At 58.8% G+C, this 20,509-nt stretch carries 13 protein-coding genes; 8 read left to right on the top strand and 5 right to left on the bottom strand.

Annotated elements, in window-relative coordinates; translation table 11 throughout:
* The first annotated feature begins 99 nt into the window (after positions 1 to 99).
* The 6 genes from H7U37_RS02545 (at position 100) to H7U37_RS02520 (ending at position 8,427) form a co-directional block, all read left to right on the top strand.
* Entirely contained in the window at positions 100 to 1,623 is a 1,524-nt protein-coding gene (locus tag H7U37_RS02545) for a hypothetical protein (RefSeq protein WP_243414208.1), read from the top strand.
* Between the two features lie 14 nt (positions 1,624 to 1,637).
* The gene (locus H7U37_RS02540) at positions 1,638 to 2,837 is read left to right on the top strand and encodes an ABC transporter permease (protein WP_204873353.1); all 1,200 of its coding nucleotides are present in this window, start codon (positions 1,638 to 1,640) and stop codon (positions 2,835 to 2,837) included.
* Positions 2,834 to 3,976 carry a hypothetical protein gene (locus H7U37_RS02535; RefSeq protein ID WP_204873352.1) on the top strand — a complete coding sequence of 381 codons (1,143 nt, stop codon included), beginning with the start codon at positions 2,834 to 2,836 and terminating at the stop codon, positions 3,974 to 3,976. Before H7U37_RS02540 ends, H7U37_RS02535 begins: the two co-directional genes overlap by 4 nt.
* A gap of 187 nt (positions 3,977 to 4,163) precedes the next feature.
* On the top strand, positions 4,164 to 5,165 hold the full coding sequence (locus H7U37_RS02530) for an SIR2 family protein (protein WP_204873350.1): 1,002 nt from the start codon (positions 4,164 to 4,166) through the stop codon (positions 5,163 to 5,165).
* Entirely contained in the window at positions 5,162 to 7,288 is a 2,127-nt protein-coding gene (locus H7U37_RS02525; protein ID WP_204873348.1) for an AAA family ATPase, read from the top strand. The genes H7U37_RS02530 and H7U37_RS02525 overlap by 4 nt, the downstream gene beginning before the upstream one ends.
* Positions 7,285 to 8,427, top strand: a complete 1,143-nt coding sequence (locus tag H7U37_RS02520; RefSeq protein WP_204873346.1) for an HNH endonuclease — start codon at positions 7,285 to 7,287, stop codon at positions 8,425 to 8,427. The genes H7U37_RS02525 and H7U37_RS02520 overlap by 4 nt, the downstream gene beginning before the upstream one ends.
* Positions 8,428 to 8,458: 31 nt before the next feature.
* Here H7U37_RS02520 and H7U37_RS02515 read toward each other — a convergent pair whose 3' ends face one another.
* From H7U37_RS02515 to H7U37_RS02495, 5 genes are read right to left on the bottom strand one after another with little or no spacing between them, the layout of a single operon-like run.
* Entirely contained in the window at positions 8,459 to 9,628 is a 1,170-nt protein-coding gene (locus H7U37_RS02515) for a DUF4358 domain-containing protein (RefSeq protein WP_204873344.1), read from the bottom strand.
* Between the two features lie 29 nt (positions 9,629 to 9,657).
* Positions 9,658 to 10,374 carry a hypothetical protein gene (locus H7U37_RS02510; RefSeq protein ID WP_204873342.1) on the bottom strand — a complete coding sequence of 239 codons (717 nt, stop codon included), beginning with the start codon at positions 10,372 to 10,374 and terminating at the stop codon, positions 9,658 to 9,660.
* Positions 10,375 to 10,391: 17 nt separating this feature from the next.
* A complete protein-coding gene (locus H7U37_RS02505; RefSeq protein WP_204873340.1) occupies positions 10,392 to 11,114 on the bottom strand; it encodes a hypothetical protein in 723 nt (240 codons plus the stop codon).
* Positions 11,111 to 12,511 carry a sensor histidine kinase gene (locus H7U37_RS02500; RefSeq protein WP_204873338.1) on the bottom strand — a complete coding sequence of 467 codons (1,401 nt, stop codon included), beginning with the start codon at positions 12,509 to 12,511 and terminating at the stop codon, positions 11,111 to 11,113. Before H7U37_RS02500 ends, H7U37_RS02505 begins: the two co-directional genes overlap by 4 nt.
* Positions 12,508 to 13,170 carry a response regulator transcription factor gene (locus tag H7U37_RS02495; RefSeq protein ID WP_204873336.1) on the bottom strand — a complete coding sequence of 221 codons (663 nt, stop codon included), beginning with the start codon at positions 13,168 to 13,170 and terminating at the stop codon, positions 12,508 to 12,510. Before H7U37_RS02495 ends, H7U37_RS02500 begins: the two co-directional genes overlap by 4 nt.
* A gap of 390 nt (positions 13,171 to 13,560) precedes the next feature.
* Between H7U37_RS02495 and H7U37_RS02490 the strand changes: the two genes are divergently transcribed.
* Together H7U37_RS02490 and H7U37_RS02485 are read left to right on the top strand one after the other, a co-directional pair.
* Entirely contained in the window at positions 13,561 to 13,869 is a 309-nt protein-coding gene (locus tag H7U37_RS02490; protein ID WP_204873334.1) for a hypothetical protein, read from the top strand.
* Positions 13,866 to 20,417 (top strand): Ig-like domain-containing protein, encoded by a 6,552-nt coding sequence (locus H7U37_RS02485; RefSeq protein ID WP_204873332.1) that lies wholly within the window; start codon positions 13,866 to 13,868, stop codon positions 20,415 to 20,417. Before H7U37_RS02490 ends, H7U37_RS02485 begins: the two co-directional genes overlap by 4 nt.
* Positions 20,418 to 20,509 lie beyond the last annotated feature (92 nt).

Here is a 20,509-nt window from a genome sequence, read left to right as displayed (position 1 = left end):
GCGCCGGCCCAAACGTGGAAAACATCTGAACATAGGACGGTTTACAACAATTCACCCCAGCAGCCGGACCAGAAACAGACTGTGCGCCAGTGGGAGAATGTGAGTACGGGAGGAAACACGCAGAAGAAAAAAGAATTCAACTGGAAACCACTGGCCATCGGCGGCGGCGCGGCGGCGCTGGTGCTGTGTGTGGGCCTTGGTATTTTCTTCAGCGGCGTACTGGATAGCCCTGAGATCAAGGTGGCTAAGGCGATGCAGAAAACCGTCTCCGCCTACGGAGCGGGCGCGGAACAAATGGGCCTGCTTGCCGCGCAAAACAGGGACGCCTTCAGTGTGGATCTGGCCGTGGAGCTCAAGGAGGCCGACGATTATGATTTGGAGCTTCTGGAGGGAGTTGGGTACCAGATCGGCGTGGATTATGACGCAAAGGGCAGGCAGATTACCGTTGCACAGCAGTTATCCTATGGTTCCGCAGATCTGATTCATTTATACTGGGATATGGATGACTCGGTGGTCAGTATTTACAGCCCGGAACTGTTGGGAGACAATGCCTTGGGCGTGGATACAGCCACGCTGGGCCGGGACTTGGCGGCAATGACCGGCAGCGGCAGCGCTTACGACCAGGTGGGCTTCAATTTCTTTGATTACTCCGAGCAATATCAGCAGCTTTTTCAGATGGATACGGAGGGGGCAAAGACGCTTCTGGAATCCATCGAGGTGGAAAAGCGCGGTAAGGACCGTATCGAGGTCAACGGCTATGGTGTGGAGTGCGACGAATACAGGGTAGTAATTCCGGAGAGCGCCCTGCGCAAGTATTTTTCCTGGATGGCGCACGGCATGGGGAGCCTGGATCTGACCGATACCGTGCTGGACCTGATGCGGGCTGCGGGGGCCACAGAGGACGACATCATGTACATAGAAAGCGATGTCAGAGAGTCCATGTCGTACACGGAACTGTTCAATCAGCTCACCGAGGCTGTAAAGGTCATTGGCGATGTGGAGATGGACGTCTATCTCAAGGACGGTTATTTGCTGTGCGCGCACTGGGAGAAAGACCTCAACGGGGACGAAATGGAGCTGGGCGTTTACTTTGGAGGGGGAGAAAACTACGCCGATGATTTCAGCCTAATGTTCCAACGGAACAATGGTATGCTCCTGTTGGAGTCCACGGGCAACCATACCGGCGCTTCCGGCCGGTATACCGACAATACGACCATCGGAATTTACAACTATGGCGATTTGGCGGGTGAGATCACGTCCCACATGGAATATCAGCCCAAGGAAAAGTATGATAACTTCTATTGGACCCTTGACGTGGACGACGACTTCTCCGTAGAGGCCAGAGGCCAGCTCAATGGGGGAAGCAAGAGCATGGACCTGCAGCTGGAGGACGTGGAGTTCTATCAGTACGGCAGTCAATTGGCCAACCTGCAAATCAACTGCTCCATAGGCGATTACCAAAAGACCAGCACCGGCGCCACCGGCGCCCGGATGCTGTCCGATATGTCCATGGACGACGTGGAGCGAATCCAATGGGAGATCGAGGAGAACGCGGAGAATTGGGCATATGATGTCATCATGCAGACTCCGGCAATTGAGGACGTCCTGTGGGCTCTCTTCTGAGGAACGAACCGGATATGGGCGCGTTGACACTTTTTTGGGTCTCATTCCGCCTGACGATGGGCAGGCTCTGCCGGCAGCTTCCGCTGCTGGCAGGGCTTTCCCTTCTGTGCGTGCTGTTTTCCGTCCTGGGCGGCCGGGTGGCGGAAGCGCTGCTTACCGACGGAGTGTCTTTTTCCGGCCTGACCCTGGCGGTGGCCGCGCCGGAGGGAGACGAGACCCCTCAATTGATCCAACAGTATATGGGAAATATGGACGACATTCGGAGCTACTGCGAGATGGTGGCGATGGAAGAGGGAGAGGCCAGGGAGGCCTTGTCCCACGGTACGGTGGACGCCGTGCTGCTCCTGCCGGAGGGATTTATACAGGGCGTACAGTGGGGAGAAAATCCGCCGGTCCAGATCATTGTGAAGGGGGAACGGCCACTGGAGTCCCTGCTCACCCTTTGGGTGGGACAGAGTGCTGCGGATACCCTTTCCGCCGCTCAGGCGGGCATCTATGCGGTACTGGATCTCTACGACGCGGGACAGCTGGAGGGATTGCCCAGAGAACAGGTGGTCATGGAGATCAATCTCCGCTATGTACAGTGGATCTTAAACCGGCTGTCCGTTGTGGCGGAGGAAAGAATCTTACCCACAGGGGCACTGTCCATTCGGGAACATTATATGTTCAGCCTCTTTTGCTGGCTGTTGCTCTCACTGGCCCCGGTATTTGCCTGGAATTATCAGGGGACCTGGCCCAGGAACTATGGACGGCTGTGTTGGATCAAGCGGGGCGTTTGGGCGGGATTGGCTGCCAGTCTGACGGGGTGTGCCGCAGAGATAGGAGGCCTTTTATGGCTTGCGCTTCTCCTGACGGGGGAAGCGCCGCTGCCGGCTCTGGTTGCCGCTTTATGCTGCGGATTTTTTTGCGCGGTCTATACCGCGCTCTGTGGCTTGCTGACCCGTCAGACCAGCGGTTGTGCGGGCCTGTCCTTCCTGATTTCCGTTGCGTCTTTGTTTCTGGCAGGCGGACTGCTGCCGCCGGTATTATTACCAGACGGTGTGCGGGCGCTGGAAGGGCTTTCGCCCATTACCTGGATGCGGGCGCTGGCGGCCGTGGGAATGGACCCTCCCGCCGACATCCCGCCGGCGTTGGTTCTGGTGGCAGTGTCGGCCGGACTGCTGATCCCCACGGTTTTTTTGTACCGCCGCCGCTGCCTGGAGGGGGAAGAATGAGATATGTTTGGATGTCGCTTGTCCTGGAGCTGCGTGGAACGCTGCGCCGGTGGAAGGCCTGGGCATTTTTGCTCTTACTTTTGCTGGGTATCGTGGCGGTACGGCAAGCTTCAGAAGAGGAGGAAGCAGGGATCGTAACAGTGGGCGTGGTGCTGCCTGAGACGGGAGGAGAGCGGTTCTGGGCGCGGCTCACGTCTCGGGAAAACCAGATGATCCGCTTCTGCCTGACAGACGAGGAGACGCTGCGCCAGAAGGTATCCGTCAGCAGATGGGACTGCGGTCTGATTTTACGGTCCGATTTTGAGGACCGGTTGGAGGCTGGAAAATTTGAGAAGCTGATTACGCTGATTACCGGTCCCGGTTCCACGGTATATCCGCTGGTCCGGGAGACAACAGCGGCGGTACTGCTGGAGCTGAGCGCGCCTGAGATCGCCGAGGATTATTTGCGTGACCGGTCGCTGGTGGAGGAAGCGGCGCTGGAGGCGCTGCGCCCATGCCTGGAGACGCTGCTGCCGAAGGACCGTCGGGTGGAGGTAACCATGGAGACGCTGGACGGGACCGAACTGGAACCGGTTGCTCTGGCAGAGAAGGGGACCAGCCGAATTTTTTTGGGACTGACGGCGGTTTTGCTGCTGGTGTGGACCCTATCCGCCGCGGTGGATCTGGGCCGTTGGCAGGAGAGCGCCCAGGCGGAACGGTTGCTGGCGCTGCAAGGTCCGGCAGCGGTGCTGCTGCCCAGGCTGCTGGGTAACCTGATTCCGCCTTTTCTATTTACCGCAGTGGGGATGCTGCTGTTGGACAGGGCGTGGCGGGCAGCGGCCATGCTTTTGCCTTACCTGCTGGCACTGGGGGCTTTGGCGCTGCTGCTGGCCAGAGGGCGGCGCTGTTGGCGTATACTGCCGGTGCTGCTCCCCTTTGCGGCGGCGGCTGGGGTTCTGCTCTCGCCGGTTTTTCTGGACGCCGCACTGCTGGTCCCAACGCTGGAGCCGGTGATGGAACTGATGCCCGTGACCCTCTATCTGGAGGGATGGAGCGGCGACGGAACGGCGCCGGTCAAGCTTTTGGGGATGGCGCTGCTCTTTGGATGGCTTGCCGTTGGAAGGAAATACAAACGAAGAGACGTACCGGCAGCGTTCTAAGGACGGGATTGCAGGACGATCCCCTATAAACAGGACTACAAAATGCGCCTTGGGTATCATGTGTGACCCAAGGCGCATTGGACTAAATAGAGAACTCTCATTCTTTTGGCAACGCATATGTTGCTGAACCATGGTATAATGGAAAATATTCAATAACTGCCATCAGAGAAATGGGGGCTGAAGTGACATGGAGCAGCAGATCGCGTTTCGCTATCCCCTCCGCGGACCCGGGCGCGGGCAGATTTTACTCATCGGAAATGGACTGGAGTACAAAAGCGGACAGCGCAGTTGGGAAGAGCTGGTCCGGGACCTGACCCTGCCGGAAAAGCGGGGGATGGGCGAAGCCCAACACCTGCCCTTTCCCCTGCGCTATGAATTGCTCTCCACCCCTTTCCAGGTACCCAATCCCATGGAACGCAGGGATATTTTGCAGGAGGAGCGGCGCCTGGCCAAGGCCATGAAAAAGATGGTACATACCAGCAATCCCCTGCTGGAACAGCTGCCGGAACTTCATATGGACCATGTGTTTACCACCAATTATTCCTACTGCCTGGAACACGCCTTTTTCCCGCGCCGCAGCTTTGAGAAGCGCGGGACCCGCTCCAAATTCCGCTTTGACCTGCGGGAGGCATCGGAGAAGGAAGGCAAAAAGCGGGAGGTGCAGTACCGGCTGCACACAGGGTATTGGTTTCCGGACCCCGACCGGCCGCAGGGAACCGCACTTTGGCACATTCACGGCGAGAGCAGCGTTCCCCAGGGGATCATACTGGGCCATGACCGCTACGGCCGTTTGCTGGCCAGAATCGTGGGGTGCTGCCAGGAGATTGGAAAGCGAGCGGCCGGCGCGGAGGGGGAACTGCCGTTTTTCTCCTGGCCCAGCCTGTTTCTCTTTGGCGACGTGTATATTCTGGGCTTCGGGTTTGACGAATGTGAGTTTGACCTCTGGTGGCTCCTCCGCCGCAAGCAGCGGGAGCACAATGGGGACGGAAAGGTATACTTTTACGATAAACCGCCCTTTGACCCCCAGAGAAAGACGCGCCACCTGCTTTTGGAGGCAAACGGCGCGGAAATACGCACTGCGGGCGCGGATGCAGCCACCGATTATGACGATTTTTATGCCGCGGCCATACGGGATATCGGGCGGACCGTGGAAGAGAGACGGCGGCCCGCCGAGGAGGACAAAGCATGAGGCTGCTTTACTTCTATCTGGATTTTACAAAAAACGGAGAGCGACCGGAGGGATACCGGGGCCATAAGCGGTGTGAATTGAACTTTGGCGTCGGGGAAGTCTATACCCTGGAACGGCTTGGGGGCAATCAAGGTTACTATCGCCTGAACCGTACCAAGCGCGAGGAAAACGCCCAAATTGAACCGGGCTTCTGGGGGGACGAGCGGCTCTACAACATCTCGGCCATCGTAGGCGAAAACGGCACAGGCAAGACCACGCTGCTCCACGCCATGACCAGAGCGCTGACGGCGCTGTATGAGGGCACCCCCCAAAAACTGCCCTTTGATTTTATCTGCCTGATGCAGGATGGGAAAGAGCAGTTATACCTTTTCCATTCCCAAGGGATGGAGATAGATACATCTGATTTCAAATGCCGTAAAGAGGCGCCGGGTCCCCTCAGGAAAACAAAATTAGTTTATTTTTCCAATACCGTATCTATGGCGGATATGGAGCAGACCAGAAACATCCGAAGTGCCGACCAAGCTATTTATACGGCCCCTATGTACGATTGCTCCCTGCTTGCCGGTATGCTGGGAGCGCAGGAGGCCAGCACCCTTCCTTCCCAAAAACGGCTTTTGGAGGAGCAGCTGTACACCTATTTTACCTTTGAGAGCTATCAGCAAGCCCGTTATTTATTTGACCGCAATCAGAGAATGCTTTTGCTTCAGATGCGGGAGCAAGGCTACCCCGTACCGTTTCCGCGGGAATTAAAGCTGGAGATCCGCTCTGCTATTGAACATTTGAAAAGTGTTTTGAAGAGCCATGACGAACAATATTTGATGGATGAAATCAAGGAGTGGGGATATAAATACCGCCAATTCCATTATAATGTGCAGAATAAGTATCGAGTGATCTTTGAACTCAGCCTGAATTGCGTGGCTAATTTTTTGGAAATGGTACGCCGGAATTTGGGGGACGAAGCTGTGGCGAACGCGACGCTCCCTGAAATCTTTGATGACCCGTCAAGCTACATCCGAACCATGCGCTCCGTCTTTTCGCCTCAAAAGCATCCGGAGCTCCAAAACCACTATGAAGCTTGCAGGAAGTATATCATATTCCTCTGGAACAACAGAGAACATATCCGCAAATACTGGAGCTATCAAAGAAACAGAAAATGTACCATTGCTTTGGGCGACCGTCTGGACCCGATTTTACAGGAATTGATGATCCGCTTTGTGGATTTGAACCGCGCCATCAGCCGGAGCGATTATTTCGTCACCTATTCCTGGGGACTGAGCAGCGGAGAAAGCATTCTGCTGCGCATCTTTACCAAGCTGCGATATCTCCTGAATGGGGCTTCCTATGATGAAGAAAGCGCGGAGTACATCACAGCGGAATCCGTGCGGAAAGCCGCGCGGGCGGAGCGGAAGGAAGCCATTGTCAATCATACCCGGAATGGGGAAGAATGTGACTGTGACTCGGTGCTTCTTTTTCTGGATGAGGCGGACCTGTCCCTTCACCCGGAGTGGCAGCGGATGTTTGTGGCCACACTGGCAGAGTATCTGCCGCGCCTCTATCAAGCTCCCTATTATCGGGGGACGAACAGCGCCTGCCGGGACATTCAGATCATTATGACCACCCATTCCCCCCTGATGCTGGGGGACTTTCCCGCCGCCGCGGTGCTCTACCTGAAAAAGGACAAGGACGGCTTTGTCACCGTGGAGCAAAACAGCGCCTTACAGCCCTTTGGGCAGAATCTCTATACCATCCTCAAGGATGGATTTTATCTGCAAAAGGGGGCCGTCGGCGCGTTGGCCCAGAAGAAAATAAAAGACATCCTGGAGGATGTCAAAACGGTCAAAGCGCTGGAGCTTTCGCCTCAGACGGACCCGCACGGCGTCCAAAGAGCGCTGGACAACTGGGAGCGGCGTCTGGAAGGGCACAGGAAGAAAACCCTCCGATACCTGCCCAAAGGCATTCTGCGGGGCAAGCTGGAGGAGGAGCTTGCCGCTGCCCTGGCGCGCCTTGACCGGAGACGGGACCCGGAGCGCAGGGAGCGGAAAAAGCAGGAATTGAGCCAGGAGATTGCCCGCTTGCAGCGGCAGCTCTACGAGCTGGAGAACGGAGGGGAGACGCTGCCATGATCCAGATTCCGCGGCCGTGGGAGGGGGATCGGGCGGAAGCGCTCTGGGCGGTATATTATTTTCTCTTATATAAAACCCTGCCCTTTGAGCCGAAAGATTATCTGCCCAAAGACCAGGACGGCTTCTATTATTACAAAAACGGAGACCGGACAAAAGAAAAAGTATATCCCGACGCCCCGGACAAAACCATGAAAATTACACAAGGATGGAAGAAAAAGCTCTCTAAAGCCGCCATTCCAATCCCCAATACCCTGGAGGAGCTGATCGAACTGGTCAGCCCGCAGCTGCACGATTATCTCTACCAAAAGGGCGCCGTCCGGCGTGAGCATCTGATCGAGCTGCTTACCACCCAGACCGACGGGCAGACCATTCAGGTCCATCATCTGGAATTCGCGGCAGATCCCGATTGGGTGCAATTGCTTTTGACAACGGTATTCCCCTATGCGCGCTTCAGCAGGAAGCCCCTTTTTGCCAAGCTGGTGCAGCTGATGGGGGTGGAGGTCTGCCCTTATTGCAACCGCAGCTTTACCACCACGGCCAAAGGGCGCAATGGGTCCTATCACCGGCAGAATCAGGTGGATCATTACCGCTCCAAATCCAAATATCCCTGGTTTGCGGTGACTTTGCCCAATTTGGTCCCCGCCTGCGGAAACTGCAACCTGAGAAAAGGGGACGATGACGATTCTGTGCTCTATCCCTATTTGGAGGGATTTGGGGCGCGGTACCAGTTCCATACGACCTTAAAGTCGGCGGCGGGATATCTGATGGGAGAGATGGTCAGTCCGGATGACTTTGCGGTGGAAATCCAGCGGGACCCCGCCGCCGGTCCGGTCAGCGACCCGGACTATGAAAAGCGCGTCCAAACCTCCATCCGGAAGTTCGGCCTAGATGTGCTGTACCGGCAGAGCCACAACGCCTATGTATGCGACATCTTTGAGCAGCGGTATATCTTCAGCGACGCCTATCTGGATGCGCTCATGGACAGTTTTCCTGATTTGTTTGAGAGCAGGGAGGAGGCCCGCCGGCTGCTCTACATGAAGCGCTATGACGCCGACGCCCTGGGCGCGTCCCCGCTGGCAAAGCTGACCCACGACATCGACCGGGAGATTTCCAGGCTCAACGGGGAAAAAGAGCCGTGACGCCGTGCCCCAGCGTCCGCCGGGAGGAGGATTACGAATGGGGATAGGCGTATTTTGTCTCGGTGGCTTCGGGTACCGCGTCGTAGTCCCACTGATGGTCTGAAAGGCGCATGAACTCGCTGGTCACATTAAAATACTGGTGCAGGGCGTGGTCCATGGCCTGCCATTCAATGGCTGCGTCCTGCTCGGACAGCTGATCCCAGGTGATCTGGTCGTCCCAGGTGACATCCACGCAGTACCACGCGCCGTCCAGCAAGACCATATTCCAGGCGTGATCCTCGGAGGAATGAAAAGAGGCGCCCACCACAAGCTGGGTCTGGATGTCCAGAAGCTGCATGAAAAGATCGAATGTGGTGGCATATCCCAGACAGATGCCCTTCCGGTCCACCAGGATGCCGTAGGGATTGGAGGCGTTTTCCCCTGCCTTGTCCGCAAAAGCCCCGCGGTCGTAATCGGCCCACTGGATGATCCAGTCATGGATGGCCAGCTCTTTTTCATAATCGGTCATACCCTCACGGATGACCGCCGAAATGGCCTCTTCACAGACGCGGAGGATTTCCTTGTCCTGCTCCGAGAGAGCGGCGTCCTCCCCCGAACGATAGGCGGATACGATCCCGCCGGTATCATATACCGTCATATCGGCCTCTCCCGGCTGTCGGTAGACCACATACCCGTTTTCGTCCAATTCCGCCGATGGCTCCGCCGGCAGGATTGTCCCGGCGGTATAGTCAAAGCAATCGGCAAAGGCTGCCTGCGCCGCGTCGGTATCCGCACAGATCAAAAGCGCCACATACCGGCCGGCGGATTCCACCGCCGCCTGCTCCAGCAAGGCCGTCTGCTCCGGCGCGTAGCCGTAAAAATCAGCGGTCCGGTCTGAAATATAGCCCTGCAATGCCTCCACTGCCTGCTGCTGATCCGCGGAGGCGGGGAGGAGAAACAGCGCGATTTCATAGGCCTCCATGCCGGAGCCGTAGAGAATAATCCCGTCCTCCACATAATCTATGTCAAGATGGTAGGAGTTCTGCAATTTCAATTCGTATAACGCATCCTGGGGCGTGAGCTGATTGAAATAGACCTCCGGCTCCGGCTGGCTGGCCGCCAGCGCTTCCGCAAGTTCGGAGAGAGACTTTTCGGTGGTCGGCGCTCCGCAGGCGGAGAGCACAAACAAAAGGCAAAGGGCAACGAAAGCAAACCGTTTCATAATTTTTCCTCATCCGCAAAAGGGTGGTTCTATTGAAGGCCCAGCCCGTCGGCTCTGACCACGAGGGAAAGGGCGAGAGAGGCTTTCCCTTCACGTTCCAGATACAGGGTGAAGGCGTAAGCGCCCTCCTCTTTCGCGTCGGCCGGCAGGAGCTCCAAGAGTTCCAGCCCATAGTAGCCCTGGCAAAATGCCGCCGCACGGCGCGCCATCTCCTGGGCCTGGACCTGGGTGAGAGAATGGCCGCTCCCGGCCCGGTAGGCCATGGCCAGGAGATTTCCGCTCTTGTCGTCCAGCAGCAGCTCCAACTGTCCGCCGGCTCCGTCCGCAAAGGCGCAGTACCAGCCATAAAAAATCCGGGAAATAATGGCGCCCTTTTCGTAATGGAACACCTTGGCCGACAAAAGCCGGGGGGACAGGAGGGTCACCTCCATGGTTTTGGGGGAGCTGTCGATCATCCCGGCCTGCTCCATGGCTTCCGCGGCCTGGAACGCCGCCTGTGTGGCTGCTTCCTCCGTCATGTGTTGGTGGCCGGCCTGGATATCGGTCTGGGTCATAAACAGGTCCGCGTGTTCCAGCCGGTCATAAAAGTCCCAGTAGCTCAGCTGGTCAAAGACGGCGGGTTCTGCCTGATACAGCGTTTGTGCAGCCGCGCTGTTCCGGTCGAAGATCCGCCCCGCCATGGAGGGCAGCAGAAGGGACAGCGACAAAATTGCCGCCACGCCTGCAAAAATCACCTGCCGTTTCATAGCCGACACTTCCCTTGTCAATCGGAGATCATGTTCTGAAAGGAAAAACCAGAGCTGCCGCTGCGATAATAAAGGGGAATCTCGCTGCCGATGCTGTTCAGAAAGGAGAGTTTATATACGGTGTCGCCGTTCTCCTCCCGCCAGGTGCTGCAGCGGTTCTGAAAAGTCAGCCCATATGTCTCCTCACACCAGGATGCCCATCGGAGCGCCGCCCAATCGGTGTCCGCCTGGCCGCACGCCACGCCGTAATGGATAAAAAGGGGCTTACCCGTCTCGTCATCCAGCAGCATTTCCAGGGTATTTTCCGCATCCGCCATAACGCAGTACCAGACATAGTAATTTTTCAGCTGGCCGGGATGGTCCAGCGTGGCGCTTTCTCTGGCGGTAATCAACACCAGCTCCGCTTCCTTCGCCTGCCAGTCCTGGGCGCAGCGGGCCAGCAGACCGGCGTCGATCATGGAGTCCAGCCAGTTCCGGGCCGCCGCCTCCATCTCGCCGGCGGTGTGCTGTTTGCCCTTGATGGTCTCGGGGGAGGTGAGCCGTATCAGCTCCACGGGGAGGGAGGCGTATTGCAGCCGCTGCTCAAAGCTCCAGAGCGCCAGATTTTCCGGCAACACACCGCTGACCTCATATTGATTTTGCACAGATTGTTCTCTGCCCAGCAGCTCCGCCAAGTCCGGCATGGAAAAACTGAGCAGCAGCAGGGCCGCCGACACAGCGGCCCAAATGTTTGCCTTCATGTCCGGCCTCCTCTGAGCGTTACGGTGACGCAGGTCCCTTGTCCCGGTTTGCTGGCAAAGGAAATGTCGCCCTGGTGGAGCAGGGCGATTTTTTTGCACCAGGAGAGGCCCAGTCCCGCCCCGCCCATGGTGCGCGCTCTGGATTTATCCACCCGGTAAAAGGTCTCCGTCAGATGGGGAATGGCCTCCTCGGGAATGCCGCATCCGTTGTCCGAAACGGAGAGCTGACAGCCGTCTGGGGTCATCACGCCGGTAATGCGGATCTGCGCCCCGCCGGATACCGCCTTTCGGGCATTGTCCAGCAGGTTTATCAGCAGAGAACGGACCAGATCGGGTTCCAGCAGACATTCCCCCTCCTCGCAATCGCAGGAGAGGTCGATATCCTCCTCCTGAAGGGGCAGCCGCCATTGCCGGGTCACTTCTTCCACCAGGCGCGCCGGGGAAACCGGGGAGAGCTTGACGCTCTTGGCGTCGGCAGCCAGCAGGTCCATCATTTTCAGGGACATGCGCTCCAGCCGTTTGCTCTCGGAAAAGATATAGTCGGCGGCGGCGGCCAGCTCCTCCTGGGACAGGTCGCCCCGCCGGATCAGGTCGGCATAGCCGATGATGGCGGTCATGGGATTTTTCAGCTCGTGGGAGAAGTTGCCCATAAAGCGCTCCTGGCGCTGGATGGCCTCTTTCAGCTCCGTTACATTCGCTTCCACCCGCTCGGCCATCTCGTCGAACCTGGCGGAGACCAGACCCAGCTCGTCCCGGGAGTGAAGGCCGGTCCGGCAGGAAAGATCCCCGTCGGCGATCCGCTGGGCCGTCTGGGCCAGCTGTGTCAGCGGATGGGTCAGCAGCCAGGAGACCAGATAGGAGAGCGCGGTCCCCGCGGCCAGCATGAAAAGAAAAATAGCGCGGTAGTTCTCCTCCCGCCGCTCCCGCATGGCATAGGCGCGGGTGCAGTCATAGGCGATATCCAGCCGCATTTCGGTACCGGAGACGTCGAGCAGGCCGGAGACCTGCAAAAAATATCCGTCCTGGGCGGGCAAGCTTGTGACGACGCAGTGGGAAGCGTCCAACGCCTCCCCGGGTCCGGTGAAGGAGGAGGCCTGATCGCCCCAGGTGTAGACGACCTCCTCCCCGGCGCTCAGGCGGATGGCGCTCCAGGAGACCCCCGTGCCCCGGGCGAGCTGTTCCAAAATGGCCTCCACATCGCCGCTGCCCGGCTGCACGCTGAAGTTGTTGGCGATGCGCAGGGCGTCCAGCACGGTCTGGTACACCCCCACCGCCGAGACCCGTTCCTGCTCCAGGCTGTCCTGAAACGTGACGGTCATGAGTACGGTGCTGCCGGTGCCGAAGAGCACCGCCAGTAGACAGAGAATGCACAGCGTCAGCTTTGTACGAAATTTCATCGGGGCGTCACCTCAAGGCGGTAGCCCACCTTATTGACCGCCCGCAGGCAATCCTGCCACCCTACCTTTTTTCTCAGGCGCTGGACATGGAGGTCCACGGTTTTGCTCTTGAAGTCAAACTCTCCGCCCCAGATCCGCTCGTAAATGGTCTCGCGGTAGAGGGCCGCGCCGGGATTCCGGACAAACAGAAGGAGGAGCTCGTATTCCTTTGGGGTCAGATTGACCGGCGCGCCGTCCCGCGATACCCGCATGGAACGGGTATCAATGGTCAGTCCGGCCATTTCAAACATGCAGTCGGTCTTTTGATAGCGGCGGAGCACCACATCCACCCGGGCCAGCAGCTCGGCCACGTCAAAGGGCTTGATGATATAATCCTCGGCGCCCATCCGCAGCCCCTTTACCCGGTCATTTACCGACCGTTTAGCCGTCAAAAAAATAACCGGGATGTCCATGGGACGGATGTAGTCCATCAGCTCGAAGCCGTCCAGTCCGGGCAGCATCACGTCCAGCAGGATCAGGTCAAATTCTTCCGTTTCCAGGCATTCCACAGCCTGTGTGCCGTCAAAAACCTGCTTACAGGCATAGCCCGCCTTGCCCAGACTGAGGCGGATCAGCTCTGAGATGGGTCTCTCATCTTCCACAATTAAAATCTTAATCATATCTCATACCGCCTATTTCGCCAGCATGTGGTACGTTTCCTGTTTCAGCTCCATTCCGCGTTTGTTTTCATTGACCTTATTATAAGGTTTGGGGAATCAAATGACAAGACATCCTCTTTCCGTATTTTTCTAAAAATTGTAAGTAAAATAGAAAAAAGAAGAAATTTTATCCAAAAGTGCTCCGCCCGGCCGCTCCGCTTTGGCTATGTCAAAATGCGATTTTGGACCCTTCTGTCCTTTGGTTGGAAACAAAAAAAGAGATAAAGTGCGCCGGTTTGATTTTTGTGGACACTGGACAAAGGGGGTTGTAAATTTTTCTAAAAATCCGGTTAATGTGATGGCGTTTTGATGCCGGATTTTTGCCGCTCGGATGCCGCCATGCGTTAGACTATGAACAACAGAAAATCACGGGGCGCGCACCATCAGAAAACGGCCTGTCCGCCGCAGGGGAAAAAACAGACCGGCAGCAGAAAAAGATGGGCGCTGGTGATGAAAAAGCAGAAAAAACGGCTGGTAAACAAAAAGAAAAATTGCACGCATTCTTGGAAATGCGCCCACAGCCATTTTGACGGGACAGGTTGTTATGCTGAAAAGCTGACGATAGAGCGCCTTGAGACGGGCGGGGAAAGGAGGGAACGGGACAGCGTCTCATCGTCCAAAAGCGTACTGTTACGAAAGGAATGGAGGAACAAACCATGATGTGGAAGAAAACCATATCGGCGCTGCTGGCGCTGGCGCTGTGCGCGGGCTTGTGCGAACCGGCGGCAATGGCCGCGGGGACCGGCGCGGCGGAGGCGGAGGAAGCACCGGTACTGATGCTGGCCGACAGCGAGGCAGGCAGACAGACTCTGAACTTCAATGAAAATTGGAGCTTCCATCTGGGCGACGTCAAGGGGGCCGAAAGCAAGAGTTTTGACGACAGCGACTGGCGCGTCCTGAACCTGCCCCATGATTACAGCATTGAGCAGGATTTTGACTCCAGCATCGACGTAAACAGTGGCGCCCTGCCCGGCGGCATCGGCTGGTATCGCAAAAGCTTTGTGCTGCCCGCCGAAATGGAGGGCAAGCGCATTTCCATCGCCTTCGGCGGCGTCTATATGGATAGCACCACCTATGTCAACGGGCAGCTGGTGGGCAACTATCCCTACGGCTACTCGCCCTTTGCCTATGATATCACAGACTTTGTGGTGGCCGACGGCGTCACCGAAAACGTCATCGCCATCAAGGTCAACAACCAGCTGCCCTCCAGCCGCTGGTATTCGGGCAGCGGTATTTATCGCGGGGTAGATATGGTGGTGACCGATCCGGTCCATGTGGCCCGGTACGGCACCTATGTCACCACCCCCGACCTGGAGCAGGAATATGCCCAGGACCGGGCGGCGGTCAACGTCAAGACCGAGGTAGAAAATGAGGGCGCCGCACCGGTGGAGGCGGCGGTGACCTCCACCATCCTGGATGCGGAGGGCAATCTCTTTGCCGAGGCGGTGGCCACCGACATCCAGACCATCGGCGTAGGTGAGACGGTGGAATTTGAGCAGGATATTACCACCGGAAAGCCGGCGCTGTGGAGCGTGGACGACCCCAACCTCTACACCCTGGAGACCACTGTCACCGTGGACGGCCAAGTGGTGGACACCTATTCCACCACCTTCGGCTTCCGCTGGCTGACCTTCACCACCGACGACGGCTTCTACCTCAACGGCGAGTACATGAAGCTCAACGGCGTGTGTATGCACCACGACCAGGGCGCGCTGGGCGCGGTGGCCAATTACCGGGCCATCGAGCGGCAGATGGAGACCATGAAGAGCATGGGGGTCAACGCCATCCGCGTCACCCACAACCCGGCCGCCGACGAGCTGCTGGACATCTGCAACCGGCTGGGCCTGATGGTCATTGACGAGGCCTTCGACTGCTGGGAGAGCGGCAAGCGGACCTATGACTACCACCGTTTCTTCAACCAGGTGAGCTCCCATCCCGACGCAGAGCCCGGCGAGACCTGGGCGGAGTTCGACATCAAGAACATGGTGGATCGGGGCAAAAACAATCCCTGTATCATCATGTGGTCCCTGGGCAACGAGATCGTGAGCGCCTCCGTGGAGACCGCCACCAAGCTCAATCACTGGGTCAAGGAAGTGGATACCACCCGTCCCACCACCCAGGGCTACAACAACTTCATCGGCAGCTTCAGCGACGGCTACATGAAGCAGGTGGCTGATGTCAGCGATATCGCCGGCTTCAACTACGGCGAAAGCGGCAGCAATCCCTCCTATGACAAGGCCCATTATGAGGAGTATCCCGACTGGGTCATCATGGGCAGCGAGACCTCTTCCGCCGTGCGCAGCCGCGGCTACTACAAAAACGACGATACCCTCCACATCCGCAGCAGCTATGACGACAGCGGCACCGTGGGCTGGGGCTCCTCCATGGAGCACGCCTGGCAGATGAACCGGGACCGGAAGTGGGTTCTGGGCGAGTTCATGTGGACCGGCTTTGACTACATCGGCGAGCCCAGCCCCTACGGCTCCTGGCCCTCCAAGAGCTCCTACTTCGGCGCGGTGGATACCGCCGGCATTCCCAAGGACGCCTACTATATGTATCAGAGCGTCTGGACCAGCGTGGAGGACAATCCCATGGTCCACCTGATGCCCCATTGGAACTGGGAGGGAGACGCCGGATACGACATCAAGGACAGCGAGGGCCGCATCCGGGTCCAGGCCTACACCAACGCCCCCGCCGTGGAGCTCTTCCTCAACGGGGAATCGCTGGGCAAGCAGGTCTTTGACCAGCTCCAGACCGAGGACGGACGGCCCTATCAGGAGAAGGACGGCCATATCTATCTGGAGTGGATGGTGCCCTATGAGCCCGGCGAGCTGAAGGCCGTGGCCTATGACGCCGATGGCAACGAGATCGCCAACGACGTGATCCGTACCTCCGGCGCGCCCGCCCAGATCCGTCTGACCCCCGACCGGGAGATCATCACCGCTGACGGTGAGGATCTGTCCTACATCCTGGTGGAGGTGCTGGACGAGGCGGGCAATCTGGTGCCCACCGCCGACAACCTGGTCAACTTCCAGGTCTCGGGCAACGGCGTGATTGCCGGCGTGGACAACGGCAACCAGACCGCCGTTGACGAGCACTATAAGGACAATAAACGCAAGGCGTTCAGCGGCAAGGCCATGCTGATCGTTCAATCCACAAGCACGGAAGGCAGCATCTCCATCACCGCCTCCTCCGCCGGACTGACCAGCGACAGCGTCACCGTCTTTACCACCGACGACCAGAGCGGCGCCAAGCTGCTAGGCTATGAGGCCCTTCCCGAAGTGACCACTGCCGTCAACGTCCAGCCCGATCTGCCTGAGCGGGTGACCGCCGTTTACAGCGACGGCCGAAAGGAAGAAAAGGCGGTCAGCTGGAATCCCATCGACGAAAGCCAGCTGGCTCAGGGCGGCATGTTCACCGCCTACGGCCTGGTGGCCGAGACCGGCGATACGGTGACGGTCAGCGTGGTGGTGACCGACTATCTGGGCCTGCGGGACAGCTATCTGGTGACCGCCGTAGGTACAGTACCCCAGCTGCCCGACACCGTCACCGCCGTCTATAACACCGGCGAGACGGTTCAGCTGCCTGTGACCTGGGACCGTGAGCTCACCGAGGACGACGTGGCCCAGGTGGGGACCGTCACCGTGGAAGGCGCGGTGGACGGCTTTGCCGCCAAGGCCAAGGCCATCGTGGAGGTACGGGAGAGCGAAGTGGTCTATGATGTGGACATTGCCAAACGGGACGGCGTCTACCCCATCCCCACCGCTTCCTATGTGAGCGGCGATCCGGTGGAGGCCATCAACGACGGCGCGGTCTACTTTACCGGCGGCCCTGCCGGCGGACGCTGGATTCCCTGGAACCACGGCGAGGTCACCGAATGGTGCCAGTTGGAGCTGGAAGAGGCCGCGGAGATCGGCAAGGTAGGCATCTGCATCTGGAACAACGCCAGCGACGGCGCCATGAGCCTGCCCGATACCCTGACCATCCAGTACAGCGACGACGGGGAGACCTGGATCGACATTGCCAGCAAGGACACAGATGAGATCGACGGCGTGGACGGCAAAATGGACGGCCTCGCCATGGAAGAGGTGGTCTTTGACTTCTCCGATACCCCGGTGACCACCCGCTTCCTCCGCTGGAAGTTTGATAACGCCGCTCTGAAATCCACCGGCGTGGGCGAAGTCCACGTTTACAGCAACCAGATGAAGCTGGATGTCTCCACCGTGGCCGCGCTGGAGACCCTCCAGGCGGACGGCGTGGAGCTGGAAGGCTTTGACCCGGCTGTCTACAACTATACCGTGGAAATTCCCTACGGCGCCCAGGTGCCGGAAATCACCGCCACGGCCGTGGAAAACGGCTCGGTGTACATCGTACCCGCCATCGGCCCCGGCCGTTCGGCCACCATCCTGGTGACCGCCGAGGACGGCAAGACCACCGCCTCTTACTCCATCTTCTTCCAGGTAGCGGCCCCCGTTCTGGATCAGGTGGAAGTGGCCATTGAGGGCGGCAGCACCCTGACTGAAGACGACATCAAGAACGTGGAGCTGACGGCCAAGCTGCAGGACGGCACCGTTCTCTCCGATGATGTCATCGACGTAACCTACCGCGTGGCCGACGACTTCATCGCCGAGGTCCGCGACGGCCAGATCTATGCCTACAACGCGGGCGAAACCACCCTGACTGCTCAGGTGACCTACCAGGATGTGACCGTGGAGAGCGCGCCTCTGGCGATCACCGTCCAACCCACCACGGAGGACAAAGTCATCATCGGCTATGAGCAGGTCAGCGTCACCACCGACAAGGGCGTGGCGCCCCAGCTGCCCAGCCGCATCATGGCCACCTTCGACAAGGGTCTGGCCAAGGATGTAAACGTGGTCTGGGATGAGATTCCCGAGAGCAGCTATGCCGACTACGGCGTCTTCACCGTGAAGGGCACCGTGGAGGGCCAGGCGCTGCGTCCCACCGCCACCGTGGTGGTGAAGGGCGTGGTGGCTGTGCAGCAGTTCTCCACCGCCATCCCTGTCCGCTTCCTTCCCACGCTGCCTGACCGTGTGAATGTGTACTACAGCGACGGCACCACTGACCAGCGGCCCGCCGTGTGGGATGAGTGCACCCAGGATATGTTTACCGAGGTCGGCGATGTGGTGACCGTTTACGGCGACGTGGACGGCTATCAGACCCAGATCAATGTGCGTGTCTCCGATCAGGGCAGATACGACGAGAACGACAGCTTTATCGCCTACCGCAACGGCTTCTACCTGCCCCTGCCCTTCTCTTCCTTCAGCAACATGGCGGGTGCGGACAGCGTGGGCAATATCTATGACAACACCATCAGCCAGAACGAGCACCAGACGCCCAAGAGCATCTGGAGCAACTGGGCCAGTACCCCCCGCGCAGGCGACTACATCGGCGTGGTCTTCGGTTATGAGGACGTGACCGAGAAGACCCTGGACCGGCTGGACGTGTACTATTTCCAGGACCACGGCACCACCGTGCCTGCTACCCTGAAGATTCAGTACTATGTGGGCGAGGACTTTATCCAGGACGACCTGCCTCAGTACCCCATTGACGGTCTGGATTCGGACCACTTCCTGGCCGACGACGCCAACTGGGCGGACGTGGAAAACCTGGTGAACGTCCAGGGCGAGCCTCAGATAGAGGGCGTCACCACCTATACCTTTGACGCCGTGCAGACCTGCGCCATTCGTCTGGTCATGGAAAACCAGCCGGATATGGGAATCGGTGTAAGCGAGATCCGCGCCTACAACAAGAGCGTGGATGACATCAGCGGCAGCGCCGACGTGGTAAATCTCCTTCTGGACGGCGCGGCGCTGGAGGGCTTCGACCCCGATGTCAGCACCTACACCTATACCCTGGAAGGCAGTGAGCTGCCTCAGGTCACCGTGGAGACCGAGGACGAAAACGCCGCGGTCACCGTCATCGGGCCGGTGGTATCCACCGCTGAGGACGGCACGCCTGTGCGCAGCATCCGGATTCAGGTGACTTCTGAGGACGGCATGAACACCAAGACCTATGAAATCCAGCTGGCCGCCCCTGATACCGGCGATCAGGACGCGGTGACCGCCGCCAAGCTTACGGTGGAAAAGGGCACTTACACCGTGGCGCAGGCCGTCGCCAACGACGAAGGGTCTGTGGCCCTCTGGCTGGCCGAGACGATAAACAGCCGGATCGTCAACACCGGCGTGACCGTCACGGCGGATGACATTTCCATCAGCAGCTTCCAGCCTGCCGTCGCCGGGACGGAGGCCCTTCCCGAGGGCGTGGACGGCAGCTTTGCCTTCACGGTTCTGCTGTCCAAGGGCCAGGTATCGGAGGAGACGGCGGAAGTGACCGGCGTCATCACCGCCGAGGCCCTGGGCGTGACCGCCTATACCGTGACCTTCAACACCAACGGCGGCAACGAGATTGCCCCCGTGCAGGTGGAAGAGGGCCAGACGGTAGACCGTCCCGCCAATCCCACCAACGGCTCCTTTACCTTCAACGGCTGGTATACCGATGCGGCCTGCACCCAGGCCTATGACTTCGGCGCACCCGTGACGGCGGACCTCACCCTGTACGCCGGCTGGAAGATGGTGGGCTATGAGGGCGGCGGTCATACCGATACGGAGAAGCCCGACGAGCCCGACGTGGACGAGCCGGATGTGGATGAGCCCGACGTGGACATCGACGACGGCGATACGCCTCTGGACCCCGCGCCCTCCTTCACCGACGTGGCGGAGGACTTCTGGGGCAAGGAAGCCATTGACTATGTGGTGTCCGAGGGCCTGTTCCAGGGCACCAGCGCCACCAGCTTCTCTCCCGAAATGCTGACCACCCGCGGGATGCTGATGACCGTGCTGGCCCGTATGGACGGCGTGGACACCAGCGAAAGCGAACCCTGGTATCAGGCCGGCATGGAGTGGGCGGTATCGGCGGGCGTGTCGGACGGCACGAATCCGGAGGCCACCATCAGCCGTGAGCAGCTGGCCACCATGCTGTACCGCTACTTCGGAAGCCCCGCGGTGAGCGAGGAGGCCCTGAGCTTCAGCGACGGGGACCAGGTGTCCGAGTGGGCGTCTGCCGGCGTGCGCTGGGCAGTGGCCAACGGGATCATCTCCGGCAAGGGCAACAGCGTGCTGGACCCCCAGGGCGACGCCACCCGCGCCGAAGTGGCCCAGATGCTCTATAACTTCAGCAAAGTTGGCTGAAATACAGCCAATGGGACAATAATCTGCACATCAGCAACCAGAACATAGCGACAACCGGCAGGAGCGAAATTGTCCTGCCGGTTGTCGCCGTT

The sequence above is a fragment of the Pseudoflavonifractor phocaeensis genome (assembly GCF_016901735.1).
Taxonomy (GTDB): domain Bacteria; phylum Bacillota; class Clostridia; order Oscillospirales; family Oscillospiraceae; genus Pseudoflavonifractor_A.
Note: the sequence above shows the minus strand (reverse complement) of the source record. Positions and strands in the feature narration are given on the sequence as shown.